This window comes from Pseudomonas sp. (assembly GCF_030147005.1).
Lineage (GTDB): Bacteria > Pseudomonadota > Gammaproteobacteria > Pseudomonadales > Pseudomonadaceae > Aquipseudomonas.
This window is the reverse complement of the sequence record NZ_JASLAW010000037.1, coordinates 1-22,756: the sequence shown is the minus strand read 5'-3', so window position 1 is coordinate 22,756 and position 22,756 is coordinate 1. Positions and strand designations below refer to the sequence as shown.

Genomic DNA, 22,756 nt, shown 5'->3' with positions numbered 1-22,756 from the left:
GGCTTTTTTCATGCAGGCGTATCAACGCGATTTCATTCGTTTTGCCATCGATCGCGGGGTTTTGCGCTTCGGTGAGTTCACCCTCAAGTCCGGGCGCACCAGCCCGTATTTCTTTAACGCAGGCTTGTTCAACTCGGGTTCAGCCCTGGCTCAGTTGGGGCGTTTCTACGCGGCCGCCATCGTTGAAAGCGGTATTTCCTTCGACGTACTTTTTGGCCCGGCCTACAAGGGCATTCCCCTGGCCGCTGCTACAGCGGTGGCCCTGGCGGAGCATCATGGGCAGGACCTGCCGTGGTGCTTCAACCGCAAGGAAGCCAAGGCTCACGGCGAAGGCGGCAGCCTGGTGGGCGCGCCGCTGACGGGCGATGTGCTGATCATCGACGACGTGATCACCGCCGGCACTGCCATCCGTGAAGTGATGCAGATCATCGCTTCCCAGGACGGCGCCAAGGCAGCGGGTGTGCTGATTGCCCTGAACCGCCAGGAACGCGGCAATGGTGAATTGTCGGCTATCCAGGAAGTAGAGCGCGATTTCGGCATTCCGGTGGTGAGCATCGTCTCGCTGAACCAGGTGTTGCAGTTCCTGGAAGATGATCCGCAGCTCAAGCAGCACCTGCCGGCTGTGCGTGCGTACCGCGAGCAGTTCGGCGTCTGATGCTGATCCGTGTGGAAGCAGCCTTCAGGCACACATGTGTTGACTGATCTGCTTTCGCGAGCAGGCCCGCTCCCACAGTGGGTCTTCATGCACAAGAATTAACGACAAAAAAAAGGCCCCGCTCAATCAGATTGAGCGGGGCTTTTTTAATTGCAGCGGTTAAGAACGCTTGCGGTTACTGATCAATGTGCCCATGCCGGTATCGGTGAAGATTTCCAGCAGCACCGCGTTCGGTACCCGGCCATCGATGATCAGCGAGCTGCCGACACCGCCCTGCACGGCTTCCAGTGCGCAACGAATCTTCGGCAGCATGCCGCCGTAGATAGTGCCGTCGGCAATCAGCTCGTCCACCTGCTGGGTGCTCAGGCCGGTGAGTACTTCGCCTTGCTTGTCCATCAGGCCGGCGATGTTGGTCAGCAGCATCAGCTTTTCAGCCTTCAGCGCTTCAGCCACTTTGCCCGCAACCAGGTCGGCGTTGATGTTGTAGGACTCACCGTTGGCGCCCACGCCGATGGGGGCGATCACCGGGATGAAGTCCCCCTTGACCAGCAGGTTGAGCAGATCGGTGTTGATGCCGATCACTTCGCCCACCTGCCCGATGTCGATGATTTCCGGTTGGGTCATTTCCGGCGTCTGACGCGTCACGGTCAGTTTTTTTGCGCGGATCAGTTCCGCGTCCTTGCCGGTCAGGCCAATGGCGCTGCCGCCGTGGCGGTTGATCAGGTTGACGATGTCCTTGTTGACCTGACCGCCGAGCACCATCTCCACCACGTCCATGGTTTGCGCGTCAGTGACGCGCATGCCATCGATGAAGTGACTCTCGATCGACAAACGCTTGAGCAGGTCGCCGATTTGCGGCCCACCGCCGTGGACGACAACCGGGTTGATCCCCACAGCTTTCATCAGCACGATGTCGCGGGCAAAGCCGGTTTTCAGCTCGTCGCTTTCCATGGCATTGCCGCCGTACTTGATCACCAGCGTCTTGCCGACGTAGCGACGAATATAGGGCAACGCTTCGGACAGGACCTTGGCGGTGTTGGCAGCGGCTTCGCGTTCGAGGGTCATTCAGGGCTCCGGTAAAAAATCAGAACGGTAATTGGAGATCAGGGGCAACACGTTTCAACTGGACGTGAAAGACGTCCTTGATGCGCTGCAACTCAGCCTCGGTATCCGCCTCGAAGCGCAACACCAGCACCGGCGTGGTGTTGGACGCGCGAACCAGGCCCCAGCCTTTGGCGTAATCGACTCGCACACCATCAATGGTGGTCAGGTTGGCGCCTTCACCCCATTGCGCGTCGTGCAGTGCGTCAATGATGCTGAATTTGCTCTCCTCGGTCACATGGATATTGATCTCTGGCGTAGAAATATCGTTCGGGAAGGTCTGAAACAGCTCTTCTGCCGTGGATTTTTCCTTGCTGAGGATCTCCAGCAGGCGCGCAGCGCTGTAAATGCCATCGTCGAAACCGAACCAGCGTTCCTTGAAGAACACGTGACCGCTCATTTCGCCGGCCAGCAAGGCGCCGGTTTCCTTCATCTTCTTTTTGATCAACGAGTGGCCGGTCTTCCACATTAGCGGGCGACCGCCGTATTCCTTGATCAGAGGCGTGAGACGACGGGTGCATTTAACGTCGAAGATGATTTCGGCGTTGGCGTTGCGCGCCACCACGTCACGGGCGAACAGCATCAACAGGCGATCCGGAAACACGATCTCGCCAGTGTCGGTCACCACGCCTACGCGGTCGCCGTCGCCGTCGAAGGCCAGGCCCACGTCGGCGCCCACTTCCTTGACCTTGGCGATCAGGTCCACCAGGTTTTCAGGCTTGCCTGGGTCCGGATGATGGTTGGGGAAGTGGCCGTCGACGTCGCAGAACAGCGGGATGACTTCGCAATTCAGGGCTTCGAGCAATTGCGGGGCGATCACGCCGGCCGCGCCGTTGCCGCAATCCACCACCACTTTCAGGCGGCGGGCGAGCTTGACGTCGCCGGTGATTTCGTCGGAGTAGCGCTGCAGGATGTCGACCTTGGTGATGCTGCCGGTGCCGCTGGTGAGGTCGTTGGTTTTCAGGCGAGTGTGCAGGGCCTGGATCTGTTCGTTGGCGAGGGTATCGCCGGCGATGACGATCTTGAAACCGTTGTAGTCCGACGGGTTGTGGCTACCGGTAAGCATGACGCCGGACTTACCGGCCAGCACGTTGGCGGCATAATACAGCGCAGGCGTAGGCACCAGCCCGACGTCGCTGACATGGCAACCGCTGTCCGCCAGGCCCTGGATCAGTTGCTCGACCAGCTCTGGACCGGACAGGCGGCCGTCACGGCCTACCGAAACATTCGGCTCGCCCTGGGCCAGGCTCTGTGAGCCGATGGCGCGGCCGATCCAGTAGGCGGTCTCGGCGGTCAGGGTCTTGGGCACCACGCCACGAATGTCATAGGCACGAAAGATGCTGTCGGGAAAAGCCGGGGCTACACGGGCTGCGGTACTCATCGCGGGGGGTACTCCATCTGAAAGGGGGCAAGGCTGGCCTGGTGTGGCTGGCCGGCAGGCTCAAACTGAAGGGTATGACGGCGTTTTCGGCAGAGAGTTCGTGGTGCAAAAGTGCCATCGGCGCTTGGACCGCATACGTATTTTCGCGTAATGCATTGATTTCATTGTAGAAATATCGCTGATACCTTTCGCGCATTCTTCATCCTGAAAAGCCGGGCGGTGGCGTCTGGCCGGGCATTTGCGCCCGGCCATGTTCAGCTTAGTCAGTGGCTGCCGGAATGCCCGAAACCACCTGCACCGCGCTGAGTTTCATCGAACTCTTGCACCAGTTCGAAGTGCGCCTGTACCACCGGCACCAACACCAGCTGGGCGATGCGCTCGCCGATAGCGATGTTGAATGCGGTCTGGCCACGGTTCCAGCACGACACCATCAATTCGCCCTGGTAGTCGGAGTCGATCAGGCCCACAAGATTGCCCAGCACGATGCCGTGTTTGTGGCCCAGGCCGGAGCGCGGCAGGATCAGGGCTGCCAGGCCTGGGTCGCCGATGTAGATCGACAGGCCGGTGGGGATCAGGAGCGTCTGGCCCGGCTCAAGGAGCGTGTCTTGCTTGAGCATGGCGCGCAGGTCCAGGCCAGCGGAACCTGGGGTGGCGTAGGCCGGCAATGGGAATTCGCTACCGATGCGGGGGTCGAGGATCTTGGCTTGCAAAGCGTGCATGGACATTAAACCTGGTTCAGCCGTTGGGCGATAAAAGAGATCAATTGGCGGGCAATCTTGCCCTTGCTGGTCTGGGCGAAAACGGTGGCGTGTAACTCGCGGTCGATCACGCTGATGGCATTTTCCTCACTGTTGAAGCCGATGCTCGGGTTGGCGACATCATTGGCAACGATCAGGTCGAGGTTTTTGTCTTTCAACTTGCGTGCGGCATAGTCCAGCAAATGCTCGGTCTCGGCAGCGAAGCCGACGCTGAACGGACGATCCGGACGCGTGGCGATGGTGGCCAGAATGTCGGGGTTGCGCACCATTTGCAGGAGCAGGCCGTCGCCGCTCGTAGGGTCTTTCTTAAGCTTTTGCGGTGCAACGACTTCCGGTCGGTAGTCTGCAACGGCTGCCGAGGCGATGAACAGGTCGCACGGAATTGCCGCCTCACAAGCCGCCAGCATGTCCCGGGCGCTGACCACGTCGATTCGCGTAACACGATCGGGGGTCGGCAAATGCACCGGGCCGGTGATCAAGGTGACGCGCGCGCCTGCCTCAACCGCGGCTTCAGCCAAGGCAAAGCCCATTTTTCCTGAGCTATGGTTGGTGATGTAGCGCACCGGGTCGATGTTTTCCTGGGTTGGGCCAGCTGTGATCAGTACGTGTTTGCCGGTCAGGGCCAGGTGCTGGAAGCACTCGGCGGCACACAGCGCCAGGTCGGTGGCTTCGAGCATGCGGCCCATGCCGACGTCGCCGCAGGCCTGGCTGCCGGACGCGGGGCCGAAGACCTTGAGCCCACGACTTTGCAGGAGCTGGGTATTGGCCTGGGTGGCCGGGTCGCGCCACATGGCCTGGTTCATCGCCGGAGCGATGGCGACGGTGGCGTCGGTGGCCAGTACCAGGGTGGTCAGCAGGTCATCGGCGATGCCCTGTGCCAGGCGCGCGATCAGGTCGGCGGTGGCCGGCGCGATGAGGACCAGGTCGGCCCATTTGGCCAGTTCGATATGACCCATGGCGGCTTCGGCCGCCGGGTCCAGCAGGTCCAGGTGAACCGGGTGGCCGGACAAGGCCTGCATGGTCAGCGGGGTGATGAACTCACTGCCACCACGGGTCATGACCACGCGCACTTCGGCGCCTTGGTCCAGAAGCCTGCGAACCAGCTCTGCGCTCTTGTAGGCGGCAATGCCGCCGCCGACGCCGAGAACGATGCGTTTCCGATACAGACGCTGCATTGGTTTGCCTTTCCAGTTCAGTGAAGCCAGTTCAGTGACGCCTGCGATGCCCCCTCCCCAGGTGAAATCGCAGGCAAAAAAGAGGGCCTACGATAACACAGCGTCCGCCCGGCAACAGCGGCGCATATGGCGTACATCATGGAGAGCAAGTGCGATGAGTATTCGCGATTGGCCTGCTGCCGAGCGGCCGCGAGAGAAGCTTTTGGAGTGGGGTGCGGCCAGTCTGTCCGATGCCGAATTGTTGGCGATCTTCCTGCGCACCGGGGTATCCGGCAGAAGTGCCGTGGACCTGGCGCGCCATCTGTTGACGCAATTTGGTGGCCTGCGCCCGCTGCTGGAGGCCAGCCAGGCGCTGTTCAATCAACAGTTGGGCCTTGGCCCGGCGAAGTTTGCCCAATTGCAGGCGGTGCTGGAAATGTCCAGGCGTCATATGGCTGAGCGCCTGCGCGACGACTCAGTGCTGGAGAGCCCGTTAGCCGTGCGCGAATACCTCAAGGCGCTGCTGCGGCATGAGTCTCATGAGGTATTTGGCTGCCTGTTTCTCGACTCCAAGCATCGGGTGCTGGGTTTCGAGGCGCTGTCCGAGGGCACCATCGACAGCGCTCTGGTCTATCCCCGGCAGGTGGTCAAGCGCGCCCTGGCGTACAACGCGGCGGCATTGATCCTGTGCCACAACCATCCCTCGGGAAGCGTGGATCCAAGCGCCGCTGATCGAAAGTTGACCAAAGTCCTGCAGAAGGCCTTGGAAATGGTGGACGTGCGTGTGCTGGACCACATCATCGTGGGCGATGGTGACCCGTTGTCGATGGCGGAAAATGGGTGGATGTAGAACGCTGCAAGCCACGCGTGGGCTTGCAGCTTGCAGCTTAAGGCTTGACGCTGACCTTGGAATAATCCTGCCGGCCAAACGGGCTCACCTGATAGCCCCCGATACTCTTGCGCGTCAGGGCAAACGCGGTAGGGTGCGCCAAGGGCAACCACAGGGCCTGCTGCTGGATCTGCGCCTGGGCCTGCTGGTAGAGCTTGCTGCGCACGCCTTGTTCGTTGGTGGTCTTGCCGGCGCTGATCAGCTTGTCCAGCACTGGGTCGCAGTAGCGGGCGAAGTTGGTACCGGATTTGACGGCTGCGCAGGAAAACTGCGGGGTGAGGAAGTTATCCGGGTCGCCATTGTCACCGGCCCAGCCCATGAAGAGCAGATCATGCTCACCGGCTTTTGCGCGGCGGATCAACTCACCCCATTCGATCACGCGGATTTCGGCCTGGATGCCGACCTTGGCCAAATCGGCCTGCAGCAGTTGAGCGCCAAGATTTGGATTGGGGTTCAGCACGCTGCCGGTAGGGCGGGTCCAGATGGTGGTTTTGAAACCGTCCTTGAGCCCCGCGCGGTTCAGCAGCGCCTTGGCTTTGGCAAGGTCTTGCGGATAGCCCGGCAAGTCCTTGGCATAGCTCCAGGTATTGGGCGGGTAAACACCATTGGCCGCTTCGGCGGTGCCTTCGAATACGGCCTTGAGGTAGCTGGCTTTGTCAAAAGCCAGGTTGATCGCCTGGCGTACTTCGGGCTTGTCCAGTGGCGGGTGCTGGCTGTTGATGGCGACGAAGGCAGTCATGAAGGCGGCGGTTTTTTCCACCTTCAGGGCCGGGTCTTTTTCGGCCTCGCCCACATCCAGAGGTTTGGGCGACAGGGCGATCTGGCATTCATCGCGATGCAGTTTCTGCAGGCGCACATTGGCATCCGGCGTAATGGCGAAGATCAAGTTATCCACAGTCGGTTTGCCGGCGAAGTAGTCCGGGTTGGCCTTGTAGCGCACCACCGCATCCTTCTGGAACCGCACGAAAACGAACGGCCCGGTACCGATGGGCTGGCTGTTGAGTTTTTCCGGTGTGCCGGCCTTGAGCAGTTTGTCGGCATATTCGGCCGGGTAGATCGAGGCAAAGCCCATGCTCAGTGCGGCAAGAAATGTGGAGTCGGCGTGATCAAGGGTGAAGCGCACGGTCAGCGGGTCCAGGGCGTCGATCTTCTTGATCAGCGTCGGCAGTTGCAGGGATTGCGCGTGGGGAAAGCCGCTCTGCGCGATCTTGTGCCACGGATTGGCGGGGTCGAGCATGCGTTCGAAGCTGAAGCGAACGTCTTCGGCCGTCAGGGTGCGGCTCGGGGTGAAATACCCGGTGCGATGGAATTTTACGTTCGGGTGCAACTTGAAGGTGTACGTCAGGCCATCTGGCGAAACCTCCCAACTGTCTGCCAGGCTCGGTACCAGTTTTGCGCCGGTTGCGTCGTAATCCACCAGACGGTTCATCAGCACATCCGCCGAGGCGTTGGTGGTGGTCAACGAGTTGTACTGCACCACGTCGAACCCTTCGGGGCTGGCCTCGGTGCAAACGCTTAAATGGGTGGCGGCAACGGCCATCGGCGCGATGAAGAGGGGGGCTAGCAATAGCGGTAGGGCAGCGAGGCGCATATTCGGTTTCCTGTGCAGATCGAAGGCCCATCTGCGAGTGCAGTCTGGAAAACGCCTACCGTAGTGGCCTGTTGATTAAATGACTAGCCTATTTTTGCCTGTGCTTTTGGCTCAAATGCTGTTTTGATGGCGCCTCAGCGCGTTTCAACGTGCAGGCCCGAGTGCCTGCAGGCACTGAAAATCATTCTGTGCGACGAGCGGTCGGCTGTAGTAGCGGCCCCTCCTGGCAGCGGTTCAGGCGCCAAACGCCGAGAATTGCCTGGGTAAAAACACACTCGCTGTTGTTGCATCTGGGTCTTTCTGGTATAAAGCAGCGCTCTTTTCTAGGGGCCCGGTTCCTTCGCTTGTAGGTGTAGCCGGTAAGACCCTAAAGAAACGCGGCGCCTGGCGCCAAATGACTGAGAGATTAAGCGGCCAACCCATGCCGGGTTGGGCATGTGGTTTTAGAGGGCTGAGGCATGTCGAGAGTATGTCAAGTTACCGGTAAGGGTCCGGTGACTGGGAATAACATTTCCCACGCAAATAACAAAACCCGTCGTCGTTTCCTGCCGAACCTGCAGCATCACCGCTTCTGGGTTGAAGAAGAGAAACGTTTTGTTCGCCTGCGTGTATCTGCCAAAGGCATGCGTATTATCGACAAGCGTGGCATCACTGTCGTGCTGGCCGAAATCCGCGCCGCCGGCAAGATCTAAGGAGCTCTATCATGCGTGAATTGATTCGAATGATCTCTAGCGCCGGTACTGGTCACTTCTACACTACCGACAAGAACAAGCGTACTACCCCGGACAAGCTCGAAAAGAAAATGTTCGACCCGCGCGTTCGCAAGCACGTGATCTACAAAGAAGGCAAAATCAAGTAATTGATTTTCTTCCTTGTGAAAAAAAGCCCGTATCTCACGATACGGGCTTTTTTTTGCCTGCGATGTGCTGATCAGGCTTTCTGTTCGAACACCACGTAGATCTTGCGGCACGCTTCCAGCACTTCCCAGGTGCCGCTGAAGCCGGCGGGGATTACGAAGCGGTCGCCGGCGCGCAAGGTTTTGGCATTCCCTTCGGCATCGCGCAGTACGGAAACCCCCTGCACAATTTCGCAGTATTCATGCTCGGTGTAATTGACTGTCCACTGCCCGACTTCGCCTTCCCAGACGCCCGCGTTCATTTGTCCGCATGGGCTGTTGTAGTGGTTGTAGATCGTCTGTTCGGGATCACCCTTGAGGATTTTTTCGGCGGCAGGGCGATAGCGGTCGGGAGCGGTGTTGGCTTGGCTGAAATCGACGATGTCCTGAATGCTCATGTGCTTATCCCGTCTGGCCTGCGGTTGAAAAGTCCAAAGTCTATGTTTATTAAAATGAACATCGCAAGGGCATTTGCCGCCGTTCTGTCAAATATATTGAAACACCCCCAGCCGCTGGTTTAGGGTGGCAACTGCCTTGAGCCGAACAACAGGCTGGCCAGGCAAGAATTCGTGGAGGCGCCGGGATCAATCTCCCCAGGCCCTTGTATCCAATAAGAGGAGGACACTTGCATGACCACCCTGACCCGTGCCGATTGGGAACAACGCGCCAAGGACCTGAAGATCGAAGGCCGCGCTTACATCAATGGCGAATACACCGCCGCCGCTTCCGGTGAAACCTTCGAATGCATCAGCCCGGTCGATGGCCGTCTGCTCACCACTGTAGCCAGCTGTGACGCCGCCGACGCTCAGCGCGCCGTGGAAAACGCTCGTGCCACTTTCAATTCCGGTGTCTGGTCGCGCCTGGCACCGGCCAAGCGCAAGGCTGTCATGATCCGCTTCGCCGCGCTGCTCAAGGCCAATGCCCAAGAGCTGGCCCTGCTTGAAACCCTGGACATGGGCAAGCCGATCAACGACTCCCTGAACATCGACGTACCCGGCGCGGCGAATGCCCTGAGCTGGAGCGGCGAAGCCATCGACAAAATCTACGATGAAGTTGCGGCCACGCCCCATGATCAACTGGGTCTGGTGACCCGTGAGCCCGTCGGCGTGGTCGGTGCGATCGTACCGTGGAACTTCCCGCTGATGATGGCCTGCTGGAAGCTAGGCCCGGCGCTGTCGACCGGTAACTCGGTCATTCTCAAGCCGTCCGAAAAGTCTCCGCTGACGGCCATCCGCATCGCCGCGCTGGCCGTTGAAGCCGGCATTCCAAAAGGCGTGTTCAACGTGCTGCCAGGCTATGGCCACACGGTGGGCAACGCGCTGGCCGTGCATATGGACGTGGACACCCTGGTGTTTACCGGTTCCACCAAAATCGCCAAGCAGCTGTTGATCCGCTCCGGCGAGTCGAACATGAAACGCGTGTGGCTGGAAGCTGGCGGCAAGAGCCCGAACATCGTGTTTGCCGATGCGCCGAACCTGCAAACCGCCGCCGAATCCGCCGCCAGTGCCATCGCCTTCAACCAGGGCGAAGTCTGCACCGCCGGTTCGCGCCTGCTGGTGGAACGTTCGATCAAGGACACATTCCTGCCGCTGGTGATCGAGGCGCTCAAGGGCTGGAAGCCAGGTAACCCGCTGGACCCCGCCACCAACGTGGGTGCGCTGGTGGACACCCAACAGATGAACAACGTGCTGTCGTACATCGAAGCGGGCCATGCCGATGGCGCCAAGCTGGTTGCCGGTGGCAAGCGCACGCTGGAAGAAACCGGTGGCACTTACGTCGAGCCGACCATTTTCGACGGTGTGACCAACGCCATGAAGATTGCCCAGGAAGAGATCTTCGGCCCGGTACTGTCGGTGATCACGTTCGACAGCGCCGAAGAAGCCATCGCCATCGCCAACGACACCCAATATGGCTTGGCCGCGGCGGTGTGGACGGCGGATATCTCCAAGGCACACCTGACCGCCAAGGCATTGCGTGCGGGTAGCGTGTGGGTCAACCAGTACGACGGCGGCGACATGACCGCTCCGTTCGGCGGCTTCAAGCAATCGGGCAACGGTCGCGATAAATCGCTGCATGCGTTCGACAAATACACCGAGCTGAAAGCCACCTGGATCAAGCTGTAATCCTGTCGCAAACAGCGCGCTCCAGATGTGGGAGCGGGCTTGCTCGCGAATGCGGTATGACAGTTGCAGTTGTTATGACTGATATATCGTATTCGCGGGCAAGCCCGCTCCCACACTGTTGTGTTTTTTAAAGCATGCGTTCCAGACCCACCGAGGTAGCGAACCAGGCATTGAACCTGCGCCACCAACTGCCCGGCTCCTGGGTCAGTGTGTGCAGTTGGCCGTTATCTTCGGTCACCCACACTATCTGCCCGGCCTGCAGTTTCGCCTCGTAGCTCAACGCTGGCGCCATACCTTGCAACGCAAGGTTGCGCACGTGCTCGGCCAGTTCCGGGCTGTCCACCAGCACGCCGACTTCGGTGTTCCACAGCACTGAGCGCGGATCGAAATTGAACGAGCCGATAAACGACTTTTCCCGATCGAAAATCATCGCCTTGCTGTGCAGACTGGAGTCGGAGCCACGGAAGCTGCCCCGACGAAACAGGTGTGGCCCGCTGCTGGCGCTGGGGTCGCCCGGTTGGCGACGCAGTTCAAAGAGCTTCACTCCATGTTCCAGCAGCGCCTTGCGATAGGGCGCGTAGCCGCCGTGCACGGCCGGTACATCAGTGGCTTCGAGGGAGTTGGTCAGCAGGTTCACCGACACGCCCGCATCGGCGCGGCCCGTCAGGTACACAAGCCCAGGCGGCCCCGGAACGAAGTACGCCGAAATCATGATCAGCTCACGGCTGACGCCTTCCAATTCCGGCGCCAGTTGCGTGGTGAGCAGCAATTGCGGATCCGGGTCGGCCTTGGCCAGCACCTTGCTCGGAGCGTCCCATAACGCCTGGTTCCAGGCCCAGATCAACTCGCGCCGCCAGATGTCCATGCGCGGTTGGGTCTGGTAGGTGCGCAAGCGGTTATACAGGGCGTGGTTCTGCTGGCGCGATTGGGCCAGTGAGGCCTCCAGTTGCCCACGCGCGACAGCGAGGTCGGCGTTGGAGGGCATGGTTGAGACAAACTCATCGATAGGCTTGCTCAGCGCGCTGTTCCAGTACTGATCGAAACTGTGACCCAGTTGCTCGGCCACCGGCCCGACGCTGAGCATGTCGATATCGGTAAAGTTCAGGTTGGGTTCGGCGTCGAAGTATTCATCCCCCAGATTGCGTCCGCCCACGATCGCCACGCTGTTGTCGGCCACCCACAGTTTGTTATGCATGCGCCGGTGTTGCAGCGACAGGTTGAACAGGCGCCCCATGGCGCGCGTCGCCCCCGTGCTACGCCCCAGGTGCAGCGGGTTGAACAAGCGAATGTCGATCTTGGGGTGGGCGGCAAGAGTTGCGATGATCTGGTCGAGGCCGTCGCTGGTGGTGTCGTCCAGCAGGATGCGTACACGCACGCCGCGGTCGGCGGCCTTGAGCAGTTCATCCACCAGCATGCGCGTGCTGATGCCGTCATGCACGATGTAGTACTGCAGGTCGAGGCTGGTCTGGGCGTTGCGGATCAACTCGGCGCGGGCCATGAAGGCTTCGCTGCTGTTGGGCAGCAAACGAAAGCCCGAACGGCCCTGATACGGTGCCGCCTGGGCCTGGATCGAACGGCCGAAGGACGACTGTGCCGCCGGCAGGGCATCACTGGGCACGCGCGGTGTGTAGGCCGTCGCGCAGCCACCCAGTGCCAGCGTTCCCAACAGGAAAAACGGTAAAAGCCGTTGAATCATCAAGGAGGCGGCATCCAGGTCGGGGCGATTGTCGGCATATGACGGCAATTGCTCGGAAAAGGTCAGTCCGCCGATTCGGCGAGCAGGGTGTGCGCAGCGGTACCGACCTTGCGCACCGCCTCTTCAATCTGCGGCGTCGGTTTGGCAGCGTAGTTCATGCGCAGGCAATTACGGTACTTGCCCGATGCAGAAAAAATGCTGCCTACCGCTATCTGTACGCCTTGTTCCATCAGCGCACGGTTGAGCTTCAGGGTATCGAAGCCTTCCGGCAATTCTATCCACAGCATAAAACTGCCTTGGGGCCGGCTGGCCCGCGTGCCGGCGGGGAAGTAGCGGCTGACCCAGTCGAGCATCAGGTCGCGATTGCGCTGGTACTGGGTGCGCATTCTGCGCAGGTGAGGTTCGAAATGGCCGCCTTTGAGAAATTCCGCGATCGCGATTTGCGGCTGCGTGGCGGTAGAGCCTGTGCCGATGTATTTCATGTGCAGCACCCGTTCCAGGTAGCGCCCCGGCGCGACCCAGCCGATGCGCAGGCCAGGCGCCAGCGTTTTTGAGAACGAGCTGCACAGCAGCACCCGGCCGTCTTCGTCGAAGGATTTGATCGTGCGCGGGCGCGGGTAGCTGTAGGCCAACTCGCCATAGACATCGTCTTCGATGATCGCCACGTCAAAGCGCTGGGCCAGGGTCAGCAGTGCGCGCTTGCGCGCCTCCGGCATGATGTAGCCCAACGGGTTGTTGCAGTTGGGGGTGAGCTGGATGACTTTGATCGGCCACTGTTCCAGCGCCAGTTCCAAGGCTTCAAGGCTGATGCCGGTGATCGGGTCGGTGGGGATTTCCAACGCTTTCATGCCCAGGCCCTTGAGGGTCTGCATGGCGCCGTGGAAGCTTGGCGAATCCACTGCGACGATATCGCCGGGGGCGCAAATGGCGCGGATGCTGGCGGACAGCGCCTCGTGGCAGCCTGTGGTGATGACGATGTCTTCGGCTGTCAGTTGGCAACCGGAATCCAATGACAGTCGCGCAATTTGCTCGCGTAATTCCATACAGCCAAGGATGTTGTCGTAATACAACCCCGGCAGATCCTGGCGGCGACTGACACGGGCCAGGCTGCGAAGCAACGGTTTGAGGGTGGGCGACAACACATCCGGCATGCCACGGCCCAGCTGTATGGTGTCTTTGCGCGGTACGGCACGAATCAACTCCAGCACCTGATCCCATTGGGAAATTTCCACCGGGCGCTGGGCGGGACGACCCACCTCGGGGAGCGCCGGCAGCTCACGACCAACCGGCACGAAATACCCGGACTTGGGCTTGGGCATTGCCAGGCCGTTGTCCTCCAGCAATCGATAGGCTTGCTGCACGGTGCTCAGGCTGACCCCGTGCTCCACGCTCAATGCCCGCACGGAGGGCAGGCGGTCGCCGGGGCGATAGAAGCCTTGTTCGATGCGGGTGCCGAGCAATTCGGCGAGGTTGACGTAGAGGGTCACAGCGGTCACTCCCAGGGGACCAGTACAGACAGAAGGAAAATACAGGATTCAGCCATATATAGGCAGTGTCTGTATGGATTTAATAAGAGGGTTTTGAATCTGTATTGGTTTTGCCCGTGCGTTCATCCTAGTCACTCAAGGCGACAAGCTAACGAGGGACGGCAAAATGAATGGCATGAGCGATGTGCGGCTGGCGTTACACAGTCAGGAACTGGAAGCAGCACAGGAGCGGACATTGTCTGTGCCTGCCGATAACCGCTGGAGCCTGTTCTGGCGCCGCCGCCATACTCGTAAGGTCTTGCTGACGCTGACCCGCGAGCAACTGCGCGACGTGGGGCTGACGGCGGAACAGGCGCGTCACGAAGGCTTGAAACCTTTCTGGCGCGATTGATCAGACCAATTCTTTAAGACGGTGCCAGAGCATTCCCAGGGCCAGCAGCGGCGAGCGCAGGTGCTTACCACCAGGGAAGGTCATATGGGGCACTTGCGCAAACAGGTCGAAACGCCCTTGTTGCTGGCCGCTGATGGCTTCGGCCAGCAGCCTGCCCGCCAGGTGTGTGGCGTTGAGGCCATGGCCCGCGTAGGCCTGGGCGTAATACACATTGGGTTGATCCGCCAGGCGCCCGATTTGTGGCAACCGGTTGGCGCCGATGCCGATCATGCCGCCCCACTGGTAGTCGATCTTCACGTTGGCCAATTGGGGGAACACCTCCAGCATCTTTGGCCGCATGTAAGCGCCAATATCTTTTGGGTCGCGCCCGGAATAGTGGCAGGCGCCGCCGAACAACAGGCGGCGGTCGGCGGACAGGCGGAAATAGTCCACCGTTACCCGTTGATCACACACCGCCATGTTTTGCGGCAACAGGCTGGTGGCTTGCGCTTCACTCAAGGGTTCGGTGGCGATGATGTAGCTGCCTGCGGGCAATATCTTGCCGCTCAAGTGCGGGTTGAGGCCGTTGAGGTAAGCGTTGCAGGCCAGCACCAGCGTGTTGGCATGTACCTGGCCCTGGGCGGTGTGCACCTTGACCTGCGCGCCGTAGTCAATGCGCGTCACTTCAGACTGCTCGAATAATTGCACGCCCAACTGCCGCGCGGCGCCTGCTTCACCCAGAGCGAGGTTGAGCGGATGCAGGTGTCCGGAACCCATGTCGATCATGCCGCCCACATAGCGGTCGGAGCCGATCACGCTGGCCATCTCGCTGGCTTGCAGCAGGCGTACGTGATGGCGATAACCCAGGCTGCGCAGCTCTTCGGCGTCTTCGGCCAGGCCCTGCAGGTCGCGGGGCTTATTGGCGAGGTCGCAGTAGCCCCAGGTCAGGTCGCAGGGGATCTGGAAGCGTTCGACACGCTCGCGCACGATCTCCACGGCTTCCAGGCCCATCAGTTTCATCTGGCGCACGCCGTCGGTGCCGATCACCTTGGCGAACTGGTCAAGGCCATGACCGACGCCGCGAATCAGCTGCCCGCCGTTACGCCCGCTGGCGCCCCAGCCGATCTTGCGCGCCTCCAGCAGCACCACGCTGAAGCCGCGCTCGGCGAGTTCCAAAGCGGTGTTGAGCCCGGAATAGCCCCCGCCAATCACGCATACATCGGCGCGCACCTCACCCGTCAACGCCGGGTAGTCGGGGTGCGGCACGCTGCTGGCGGCGTAGTAGGACGCGGTGTGCCGGGCGCTGGCGGTCATGGGGAGGCTCCCTGTTTGGAAAATTTGACGCAGGATACAACGGTCGGACCACGCTGTCTGTGCAGAGCGTTTTACGTCAGAATCCAGATCTATTCGCGGTTGGGTGTGGGTTTCGATGAGTTGCAACAGTCAGAAAGTCAGCGCCTTGCGCCGACAGATTCCTTCGTTCGAGTGCGTCCCCGGTTGCCACGACTGCTGTGGGCCGGTCACCACGTCGCCCGAGGAAATGTCGCGCCTGCCACGCAAGACAGCTGCCGAGCAGGAAGCTGCCATGGATGAACTCAATTGCGTGCACCTGGGGCCCAACGGCTGCACGGTTTACGATGAGCGCCCGCTGATCTGCAGGCTGTTCGGCACCACCAAGACCTTGCCGTGCCCCAATGGCCGGCGGCCGGTGGAGCTGATCCACCCACGGGTGGAGAAGCAGATCCATGAGTACATGGCCAGCACCCGACAAGTGCTGGTCTGACGGCATACGCGGTCCGATATGGGCGCCGGCTTGCCCGCGATGGCGACGTGTCGGCCAGCCCCTGTGTGTTTAATCCGGGATCGGCAGGTTCAGGCTTTCCTTCACTTCTTCCATCACGATATAGCTCTTGGATTCGCGCACATGAGGCAATTTGAGCAGGATATCGCCGAGTAATTTGCGGTACGAGGCCATCTCGGAAATCCGCGCTTTCACCAGGTAGTCGAAGTCGCCAGACACCAGGTGGCACTCCAGCACATGCGGCAGTTTGAGCACGGCGCGGCGGAACTCTTCGAACGTGTCGCCGGACTTGTAATCCAGGCTGATCTCGACAAATACCAACAGGCTCCCTTTCAAATGCTGCGGATTGAGCCGCGCGTTGTAGCCCATGATGATTCCTTCACGCTCCAGGCGGCGCACCCGTTCGGTACAGGGCGTCGTAGACAGCCCGACCTTCTCTCCCAACTCCGTGAACGAAATGCGCCCATCGGTTTGCAGGATGCGCAGGATGTTGCGGTCGATCTTGTCCAGCTCCCGCTTGGTCTGGGTGTTGGTACGCATAGGGGATACGCCTCTGTAAAAACGGTTTGTACCGAGAATTCTCGCCAAATATAGGCATTTATATAGTGAAATACACTGGTGATTGTTTTTTACACTGCGCTCATTATTGCTCGAATAACACACTTCAGCGGCTCAGCCCGCGATGAGGATATGAAAATGCGCGTTCTGGTCTTGGGTAGCGGCGTCATCGGCGTGACCAGTGCCTACTATCTGGCCCGGGCCGGCTTTGAGGTCGTAGTGGTTGACCGTCAGCCCGCCGCCGCCATGGAGACCAGTTTCGCCAACGCCGGCCAGGTATCCCCAGGCTACGCGTCGCCATGGGCCGCGCCGGGCGTGCCGCTCAAGGCGATCAAATGGCTGCTGCAACGCCATGCGCCGCTGGCGATCAAGGCCACCGGCGATATCGAGCAATACCTGTGGATGGCGCAGATGCTGCGCAATTGCACCGCCAGCCGGTATGCGGTGAATAAGGAACGCATGGTCCGTCTCTCTGAGTACAGCCGCGACTGCCTTGACGAATTGCGCGCTGAAACCGGGATCGCCTACGAAGGGCGCAGCCTGGGGACCACCCAACTGTTCCGCACTCAAGCCCAGCTCGATGGCGCAGCCAAGGACATCGCCGTGCTGCGGGAGTCCGGTGTGCCTTTCGAATTGCTTGACCGTGCCGGCATCGCCCGGGTTGAACCGGCCCTGGCCAGCGTCACCGGTATTCTCACCGGTGCCCTGCGCCTGCCCAACGACCAGACCGGCGACTGCCAGATGTTCACCACGCGTCTGGCCGACATGTGCAAGCAGTTAGGCGTGGAGTTCCGCTTCGAGCAGGACATCCAGCGCCTCGATTACGCCGGCGACCGCATCAACGGTGTGTGGATCGACGGCGCGCTGGAAACCGCCGACCGCTACGTGCTGGCTCTGGGCAGTTATTCGCCGAAGCTGCTCAAGCCCATGGGGATCAAGGCGCCCGTGTACCCGCTCAAGGGCTACTCGCTGACCGTGCCGATCACCAACCCGGCGATGGCGCCGACCTCGACCATCCTGGACGAAACCTACAAAGTTGCGATCACCCGTTTCGACAACCGCATTCGTGTTGGCGGCATGGCTGAAATAGCCGGTTTCGACCTCTCCCTCAACCCTCGCCGACGCGAAACTCTGGAGATGATCGTCAACGACCTTTATCCTCAGGGCGGCGATTTGGCCCAAGCCAGCTTCTGGACCGGCCTGCGCCCGACCACGCCCGACGGCACGCCGATTGTCGGTGCCACGCCATTCAAGAACCTGTTCCTGAATACCGGCCACGGCACCCTCGGTTGGACCATGGCGTGCGGCTCCGGTCGTTTGCTGGCCGACCTGATTGCCAGGAAAGCCCCGCAGATCAGCGCCGAAGGCCTCGATATTTCCCGTTACGGTAGTCACCAGGAGTCCGCAAAACATGTCCATCCAGCGCCAGCTCACCAATGAGCGCATGAGCCAGATCGTTGTCCACAGCGGAACGGTGTACCTGGCAGGCCAGGTCGGCGACGACGTGAGTGCCGGCATTGAACAGCAGACCCGTGAAACCCTGGGCAATATCGAGCGCTTACTGGACCTGGCCGGCACCGACAAGACCCGGTTGCTGTCGGTGACGATCTATCTGAAAGACATCGACGCCGACTTTGCCGGTATGAACGCGGTGTGGGACACGTGGCTGCCCAAAGGCGCCGCGCCCGCTCGCGCCACGGTTGAAGCCAAACTGTGCGAGCCGCAAATTCTGGTCGAGCTGTCCGTCGTGGCCGCGCTGCCTTAAATACACATCCCTCTCCCGGCGCCGACGTTATTGGTCGGCACCGGTTTTTTTTACTCTGCCGCCTAGAAGCCTGCCGCCATGCGTCCTGCCCGTGCCCTGATCGACCTCCAAGCCCTGCGCCATAACTATCAATTGGCCCGCGAAGTTACCGGGGCCAAGGCCCTCGCCGTGATCAAGGCGGATGCCTACGGCCATGGCGCGGTGCCGGTTGCCCAGGCGCTGGCGGGCGAGGCCGATGGGTTCGCGGTGGCGTGCATTGAAGAGGCCCTGGAACTGCGCGCCGCCGGGATACGTGCGCCGGTGCTGCTGCTGGAAGGCTTTTTCGAAGCCGACGAGCTGCCGCTGATCATCGAGCAGGACCTGTGGTGCGTGGTGCATTCGCTATGGCAGCTCGATGCTATCGAGCAGGCCGCGCTGAGCAAGCCGCTGACCGTCTGGCTCAAGCTGGACTCGGGAATGCACCGCGTCGGCCTGCATCCCAAGGATTTTCAAGAGGCGTATAAGCGCCTGCTGGCCAGCGGGAAAGTTGCGAAGATCGTGTTGATGAGCCATTTCGCCCGCGCCGATGAGCTCGATTGCGTGAGCAGCAACGAACAAGTGGCGGTATTCGAAGCGGCCCGCCGAGGTCTGGCGGCCGAGGTCAGCCTGCGCAATTCACCGTCCGTACTGGGGTGGCCAAGCATAGCCAGCGACTGGGTGCGCCCCGGCATCATGCTCTACGGCGCCACGCCCTTTGGCGATGATCAGGCCTTCGCCGCACGTTTACAGCCGGTGATGACTTTGGAGTCCAAAATCATCTGCGTACGCGAACTGCCGACGGGTGAGCCAGTGGGCTACGGCGCCAAGTTTGTCACGACCAAGCCGATGCGTATCGGCGTGGTTGCCATGGGGTATGCCGATGGCTACCCGCGCCATGCGCCCACTGGCACACCGGTGCTGGTCGCCGGCCAGCGCAGCCAGCTGCTGGGTCGGGTGTCGATGGACATGCTGTGCGTCGACCTGACGGATGTGCCCCAGGCGGGCCTGGGTTCTACGGTGGAGTTGTGGGGCAAGAATGTCCTCGCCAGCGATGTCGCGACCGCGGCTGAAACTATCCCCTACCAGATTTTCTGCAACCTGCGCCGGGTGCCAAGGCTCTATTGCGGCGCTTGAGCGCCAGGTACGAATGCCGCTGCCCAGGATTTAGGCCCAAGTGTTGTAAATACTGAACGCTGTCGCCATGATAACGCTCAATTACAACAAAGCCTGAATCCTAGGAGGCACCTGCATTGGACGTCGGCGAACGACTGCAATCCATCCGTAAACTCAAAGGTCTTTCCCAGCGCGAGCTTGCCAAGCGCGCGGGTGTTACCAACAGCACCATTTCGATGATCGAGAAGAACAGCGTCAGCCCCTCGATCAGTTCCCTGCGCAAAGTACTGGGCGGGATTCCCATGTCCATGGTCGAGTTCTTTTCCGAAGAGATCCTCCAGGAAATACCGACGCAGGTCGTCTATAAAGCCAATGAGCTGATCGACATCTCCGACGGTGCCGTCACCATGAAGCTGGTCGGCCGTGCGCACCCGAGCCGGGCAATCGCATTTCTCAACGAAATTTACCCGCCAGGCGCCGACACGGGCGAAGAAATGCTCACCCACGAAGGCGAAGAAACCGGGATTCTGGTGGAAGGGCGCCTGGAGCTGGTGGTCGGTGGTGAAACTTTTGTGCTCGAAGCCGGCGATAGCTACTACTTTGAAAGTACCAAGCCCCATCGTTTTCGCAATCCGTTCGACGTGCCGGCGCGACTAATCAGCGCAGCCACACCCGCGAACTTTTAAGATAGAGGCGCTCTGCCAGCGTTGCAGGGGTTCGCGCAGCTGTACACCGCGAGGTCGAATCTCCCTTTATTTAATAGGGTTGTTTCGGCGGGGCGGGCTAACCGCTATACTTTCGCCGCCTGCGAAACCGTGGCCGCAGGCGTGAATAGCCACCATTGAGGGTGAACGCGTGAACCTAATTATGAAAATGCTGGCTGCACCAGCAACCGTACTGGCCCTATGGGCTGTCAGCGCTCAAGCTGCGACCAACGATGACATCGCCAAGCGCCTGGAGCCCGTGGGCCAGGTCTGTGTGCAAGGTCAGGAATGCAAGGGCATGGAAGTCGCTGTTGCGGCGGGTGGCGGCGGCGGTGCAAAAACGCCGGATGAAGTGATCGCCAAGCACTGCAACGCATGCCACGGCACCGGCCTGCTGAACGCGCCAAAAATTGGCGATACGGCAGCGTGGAAAGAGCGCGCCGATCACCAGGGCGGCCTTGATGGCATCCTGGCCAAAGCCATCACCGGTATCAACGCCATGCCCCCTAAAGGCACTTGCAGTGATTGCTCCGATGAAGAACTCAAAGGCGCTATTCAGAAGATGTCGGGTTTGAAATAAGCCTGAATTCGCCAAACAAGCCGCTTACGAGCGGCTTTTTTACGCCCGTGATTCGTCTTTCGAGGCTGTTCATTGCAGCAAAGACACTGCAAGCTCGGTCCAACCCCAATTCATGGAATGTTCGGGAGCAGTCGGATGGTGCAGTTGTGTTCAATCGAGCAAGCAGTTGACGACGTACTGGCCCGCTTGCCGGCGCATATCCACATGGGCATGCCGTTGGGGCTGGGCAAGCCCAATCTGTTCGTCAACGCGCTATACCGGCGCGTTGCCATGTTGCCCGAGCGGGCGCTGACGATCTACACCGCGCTGAGCCTGGGTCGCCCCACCTTGGGGGACGGCTTGCAGAAGCGCTTTCTCGAACCGTTTATCGAGCGCGTGTTTGGCGATTATCCGGAGCTGGATTTCCTCGCTGACCTGCACAAGGACAGCCTGCCGAAGAATATCCGCGTGCAGCAATTCTTCATGCAGCCCGGCAGCCTGCTGCACAGCGCCTCCGCGCAGCAGGATTATGTCAGCAGCAATTACAGCCATGCCGCCCGGGATATCAACGCCTCCGGCCTGAACCTGGTGGCGCAATTGGTCGCCAGCAGCGCCGAGCATCCCGACCGCCTGAGCCTGAGCTGCAACCCGGATATCACCCTCGACCTGTTACCGATGATCGCCAAACGCCGCGAGGCCGGGGAAACCATCCTCGTTGTCGGCCAGGTCCACACTGAATTGCCCTACATGCCCGGTGATGCCGAACTGGGCATGGACGCATTCGACTACCTGCTCGATGAGAAAGACAGCACCACCTTGTTCTCTACGCCAAACATGCCGGTAGGGTTCCAGGACCACTTTATCGGCCTGCATGCCAGCACTCTGGTCCGCGATGGCGGCACGCTGCAGATCGGCATCGGCTCCATGGGCGATGCGCTGACCGCCGCATTGCTGGCGCGCCAGGCCGACAACGAAGCCTATCGATTGCTGCTGACCGACCTGGATGTGTATCAGTGGGCGCCCCTGATCAGCCGGGAGGGCGGCGTTGAGCCGTTCGCTCGTGGCCTTTACGGTTGCAGCGAAATGTTCGTCAACGGCCTGCTGGTGCTGGCGGATGCCGGGATTATCCGGCGCAAGGTGTACCCGGATGTGGCGACCCAGGAGCAGGCCAATGCCGGGTTGCTCGACGATGCGGCGCAGCCCGATGGCATCTCGATCCATGGCGGTTTCTTCCTCGGCCCGCGCAGTTTCTACCAGCGCTTGCAGGAGATGAGCCACGCCAAGCGCCTGGAATTCAACATGACCCGCATCAGCTATATCAACGAGCTGTACGGCCAGGAAGAACTCAAGCGCTTGCAGCGCCAGGACGCGCGGTTTATCAACAGTGCGATCGTGGTGACGTTGCTCGGTGCCGGTGTGGCCGACCAGTTGGAAGACGGCCGCGTACTCAGCGGCGTGGGCGGGCAGTACAACTTCGTTGCCCAAGGCCACGCGCTGGAAGGCGCGCGGTCGGTGCTGATCCTGCGCAGCTGGCGCGAGTCGGCGGGAGAGGTCAGTTCGAATATTGTCTGGGAGTACGGCCATTGCACCATTCCCCGGCACCTGCGGGATATCGTGATTACCGAGTACGGAATTGCCGATCTGCGTGGTCAGACGGATGCCCAGGTGATTGAAGCGTTGCTCAATATCACCGACTCCCGCTTCCAGGACGATCTGATCGAGCAGGCGCAAAAGGCCGGCAAGTTACCCAAGGATTTCAAGCTGGCCCCGCGTTTTGCCGACAACACACCGCAACGGCTCCAGGCGATTCAAACCAAGCACCGGCGCCTGTTCCCGGAGTACCCACTGGGCAGTGACTTCACGGACGAGGAGCGGGACCTGTTGCGGGCACTGAACTGGCTCAAGAGCAAATTCAAGCTGACGGAGATGCTTGAACTGGGCAAGGCGGCGCTGGATGCGCCAGAGCCGGAGGCGTTTCCACGGCACTTGGAGCGGATGCGGTTGGATAAGCCGCAGGGGTTCAAAGAGGATTTATATCAGCGCTTATTGCTTGCTGGCCTACAGGCCACCGCCCACTAAAGACCATGCAAAACCAAAATGTGGGAGCGGGCTTGCTCGCGAATGCGGTGGATCAGTCA

22 protein-coding genes and 1 pseudogene are annotated in these 22,756 nt (G+C 60.5%); 13 read left to right on the top strand and 10 right to left on the bottom strand.

What is annotated here, in order from left to right; translation table 11 throughout:
- The first annotated feature begins 10 nt into the window (after positions 1-10).
- On the top strand, positions 11-655 hold the full coding sequence (gene pyrE, locus Q1V60_RS03285) for an orotate phosphoribosyltransferase (protein ID WP_003195489.1): 645 nt from the start codon (positions 11-13) through the stop codon (positions 653-655).
- A 159-nt stretch (positions 656-814) separates the two neighbouring features.
- On the opposite strand, the gene argB is transcribed toward pyrE, so the two are convergent.
- From argB to coaBC, 4 genes and pseudogenes are all read right to left on the bottom strand, one after another.
- Positions 815-1,720: an acetylglutamate kinase gene (gene argB, locus Q1V60_RS03280; protein WP_300627383.1), complete on the bottom strand. Its 906-nt coding sequence runs from the start codon at positions 1,718-1,720 to the stop codon at positions 815-817.
- Positions 1,721-1,739: 19 nt separating this feature from the next.
- Positions 1,740-3,143, bottom strand: a pseudogene (locus tag Q1V60_RS03275) (phosphomannomutase/phosphoglucomutase); the annotation flags it as partial.
- 257 nt (positions 3,144-3,400) lie between these two features.
- Positions 3,401-3,856 (bottom strand): dUTP diphosphatase, encoded by a 456-nt coding sequence (dut, locus tag Q1V60_RS03270; RefSeq protein WP_300627381.1) that lies wholly within the window; start codon positions 3,854-3,856, stop codon positions 3,401-3,403.
- A gap of 5 nt (positions 3,857-3,861) precedes the next feature.
- Positions 3,862-5,070, bottom strand: a complete 1,209-nt coding sequence (coaBC, locus tag Q1V60_RS03265) for a bifunctional phosphopantothenoylcysteine decarboxylase/phosphopantothenate--cysteine ligase CoaBC (RefSeq protein ID WP_048723622.1) — start codon at positions 5,068-5,070, stop codon at positions 3,862-3,864.
- 154 nt (positions 5,071-5,224) lie between these two features.
- On the opposite strand from coaBC, the gene radC reads away from it, so the two are divergent.
- Positions 5,225-5,899, top strand: a complete 675-nt coding sequence (gene radC, locus Q1V60_RS03260) for a DNA repair protein RadC (RefSeq protein ID WP_300627377.1) — start codon at positions 5,225-5,227, stop codon at positions 5,897-5,899.
- A gap of 37 nt (positions 5,900-5,936) precedes the next feature.
- Here radC and Q1V60_RS03255 read toward each other — a convergent pair whose 3' ends face one another.
- Complete coding sequence (locus Q1V60_RS03255; RefSeq protein ID WP_300627375.1) at positions 5,937-7,529, bottom strand: ABC transporter substrate-binding protein; 1,593 nt, start codon at positions 7,527-7,529, stop codon at positions 5,937-5,939.
- A 458-nt stretch (positions 7,530-7,987) separates the two neighbouring features.
- Between Q1V60_RS03255 and rpmB the strand changes: the two genes are divergently transcribed.
- Positions 7,988-8,221 carry a 50S ribosomal protein L28 gene (gene rpmB, locus Q1V60_RS03250; RefSeq protein ID WP_003176907.1) on the top strand — a complete coding sequence of 78 codons (234 nt, stop codon included), beginning with the start codon at positions 7,988-7,990 and terminating at the stop codon, positions 8,219-8,221.
- A gap of 11 nt (positions 8,222-8,232) precedes the next feature.
- The gene (gene rpmG, locus Q1V60_RS03245) at positions 8,233-8,388 is read left to right on the top strand and encodes a 50S ribosomal protein L33 (protein ID WP_003176906.1); all 156 of its coding nucleotides are present in this window, start codon (positions 8,233-8,235) and stop codon (positions 8,386-8,388) included.
- Positions 8,389-8,459: 71 nt separating this feature from the next.
- On the opposite strand, the gene Q1V60_RS03240 is transcribed toward rpmG, so the two are convergent.
- On the bottom strand, positions 8,460-8,822 hold the full coding sequence (locus tag Q1V60_RS03240) for a cupin domain-containing protein (RefSeq protein WP_300627374.1): 363 nt from the start codon (positions 8,820-8,822) through the stop codon (positions 8,460-8,462).
- Positions 8,823-9,053: 231 nt separating this feature from the next.
- On the opposite strand from Q1V60_RS03240, the gene Q1V60_RS03235 reads away from it, so the two are divergent.
- Entirely contained in the window at positions 9,054-10,547 is a 1,494-nt protein-coding gene (locus Q1V60_RS03235) for an aldehyde dehydrogenase (protein WP_300627373.1), read from the top strand.
- 127 nt (positions 10,548-10,674) lie between these two features.
- Here Q1V60_RS03235 and Q1V60_RS03230 read toward each other — a convergent pair whose 3' ends face one another.
- Together Q1V60_RS03230 and Q1V60_RS03225 are read right to left on the bottom strand one after the other, a co-directional pair.
- Positions 10,675-12,243 (bottom strand): phospholipase D family protein, encoded by a 1,569-nt coding sequence (locus tag Q1V60_RS03230; RefSeq protein WP_300627372.1) that lies wholly within the window; start codon positions 12,241-12,243, stop codon positions 10,675-10,677.
- 62 nt (positions 12,244-12,305) lie between these two features.
- A complete protein-coding gene (locus tag Q1V60_RS03225) occupies positions 12,306-13,730 on the bottom strand; it encodes a PLP-dependent aminotransferase family protein (protein WP_300627371.1) in 1,425 nt (474 codons plus the stop codon).
- 166 nt (positions 13,731-13,896) lie between these two features.
- Between Q1V60_RS03225 and Q1V60_RS03220 the strand changes: the two genes are divergently transcribed.
- Complete coding sequence (locus Q1V60_RS03220) at positions 13,897-14,121, top strand: DUF1127 domain-containing protein (protein WP_300627369.1); 225 nt, start codon at positions 13,897-13,899, stop codon at positions 14,119-14,121.
- Here the strand turns inward: Q1V60_RS03220 and Q1V60_RS03215 are convergent, their stop codons facing one another.
- Positions 14,122-15,414, bottom strand: a complete 1,293-nt coding sequence (locus tag Q1V60_RS03215; RefSeq protein ID WP_300627367.1) for an FAD-binding oxidoreductase — start codon at positions 15,412-15,414, stop codon at positions 14,122-14,124.
- A gap of 115 nt (positions 15,415-15,529) precedes the next feature.
- On the opposite strand from Q1V60_RS03215, the gene Q1V60_RS03210 reads away from it, so the two are divergent.
- Entirely contained in the window at positions 15,530-15,883 is a 354-nt protein-coding gene (locus tag Q1V60_RS03210) for a YkgJ family cysteine cluster protein (protein ID WP_124364962.1), read from the top strand.
- 69 nt (positions 15,884-15,952) lie between these two features.
- Here the strand turns inward: Q1V60_RS03210 and Q1V60_RS03205 are convergent, their stop codons facing one another.
- Entirely contained in the window at positions 15,953-16,441 is a 489-nt protein-coding gene (locus Q1V60_RS03205) for an Lrp/AsnC ligand binding domain-containing protein (RefSeq protein ID WP_003176896.1), read from the bottom strand.
- 156 nt (positions 16,442-16,597) lie between these two features.
- Here Q1V60_RS03205 and dadA point away from each other — a divergent pair, with 156 nt between their 5' ends.
- The 6 genes from dadA (at position 16,598) to Q1V60_RS03175 (ending at position 22,697) form a co-directional block, all read left to right on the top strand.
- A complete protein-coding gene (gene dadA / locus Q1V60_RS03200; RefSeq protein ID WP_300627362.1) occupies positions 16,598-17,899 on the top strand; it encodes a D-amino acid dehydrogenase in 1,302 nt (433 codons plus the stop codon).
- Positions 17,871-18,224 (top strand): RidA family protein, encoded by a 354-nt coding sequence (locus Q1V60_RS03195; protein ID WP_300627360.1) that lies wholly within the window; start codon positions 17,871-17,873, stop codon positions 18,222-18,224. The genes dadA and Q1V60_RS03195 overlap by 29 nt, the downstream gene beginning before the upstream one ends.
- Before the next feature lie 78 nt (positions 18,225-18,302).
- A complete protein-coding gene (gene alr, locus Q1V60_RS03190) occupies positions 18,303-19,376 on the top strand; it encodes an alanine racemase (RefSeq protein ID WP_300627359.1) in 1,074 nt (357 codons plus the stop codon).
- A 116-nt stretch (positions 19,377-19,492) separates the two neighbouring features.
- Positions 19,493-20,041, top strand: coding sequence for a cupin domain-containing protein (locus Q1V60_RS03185; RefSeq protein ID WP_300627358.1), 549 nt, complete (start codon positions 19,493-19,495; stop codon positions 20,039-20,041).
- Between the two features lie 181 nt (positions 20,042-20,222).
- On the top strand, positions 20,223-20,639 hold the full coding sequence (locus tag Q1V60_RS03180) for a c-type cytochrome (RefSeq protein ID WP_300627397.1): 417 nt from the start codon (positions 20,223-20,225) through the stop codon (positions 20,637-20,639).
- Between the two features lie 135 nt (positions 20,640-20,774).
- Positions 20,775-22,697 (top strand): acetyl-CoA hydrolase/transferase C-terminal domain-containing protein, encoded by a 1,923-nt coding sequence (locus Q1V60_RS03175; RefSeq protein ID WP_300627356.1) that lies wholly within the window; start codon positions 20,775-20,777, stop codon positions 22,695-22,697.
- Positions 22,698-22,756 lie beyond the last annotated feature (59 nt).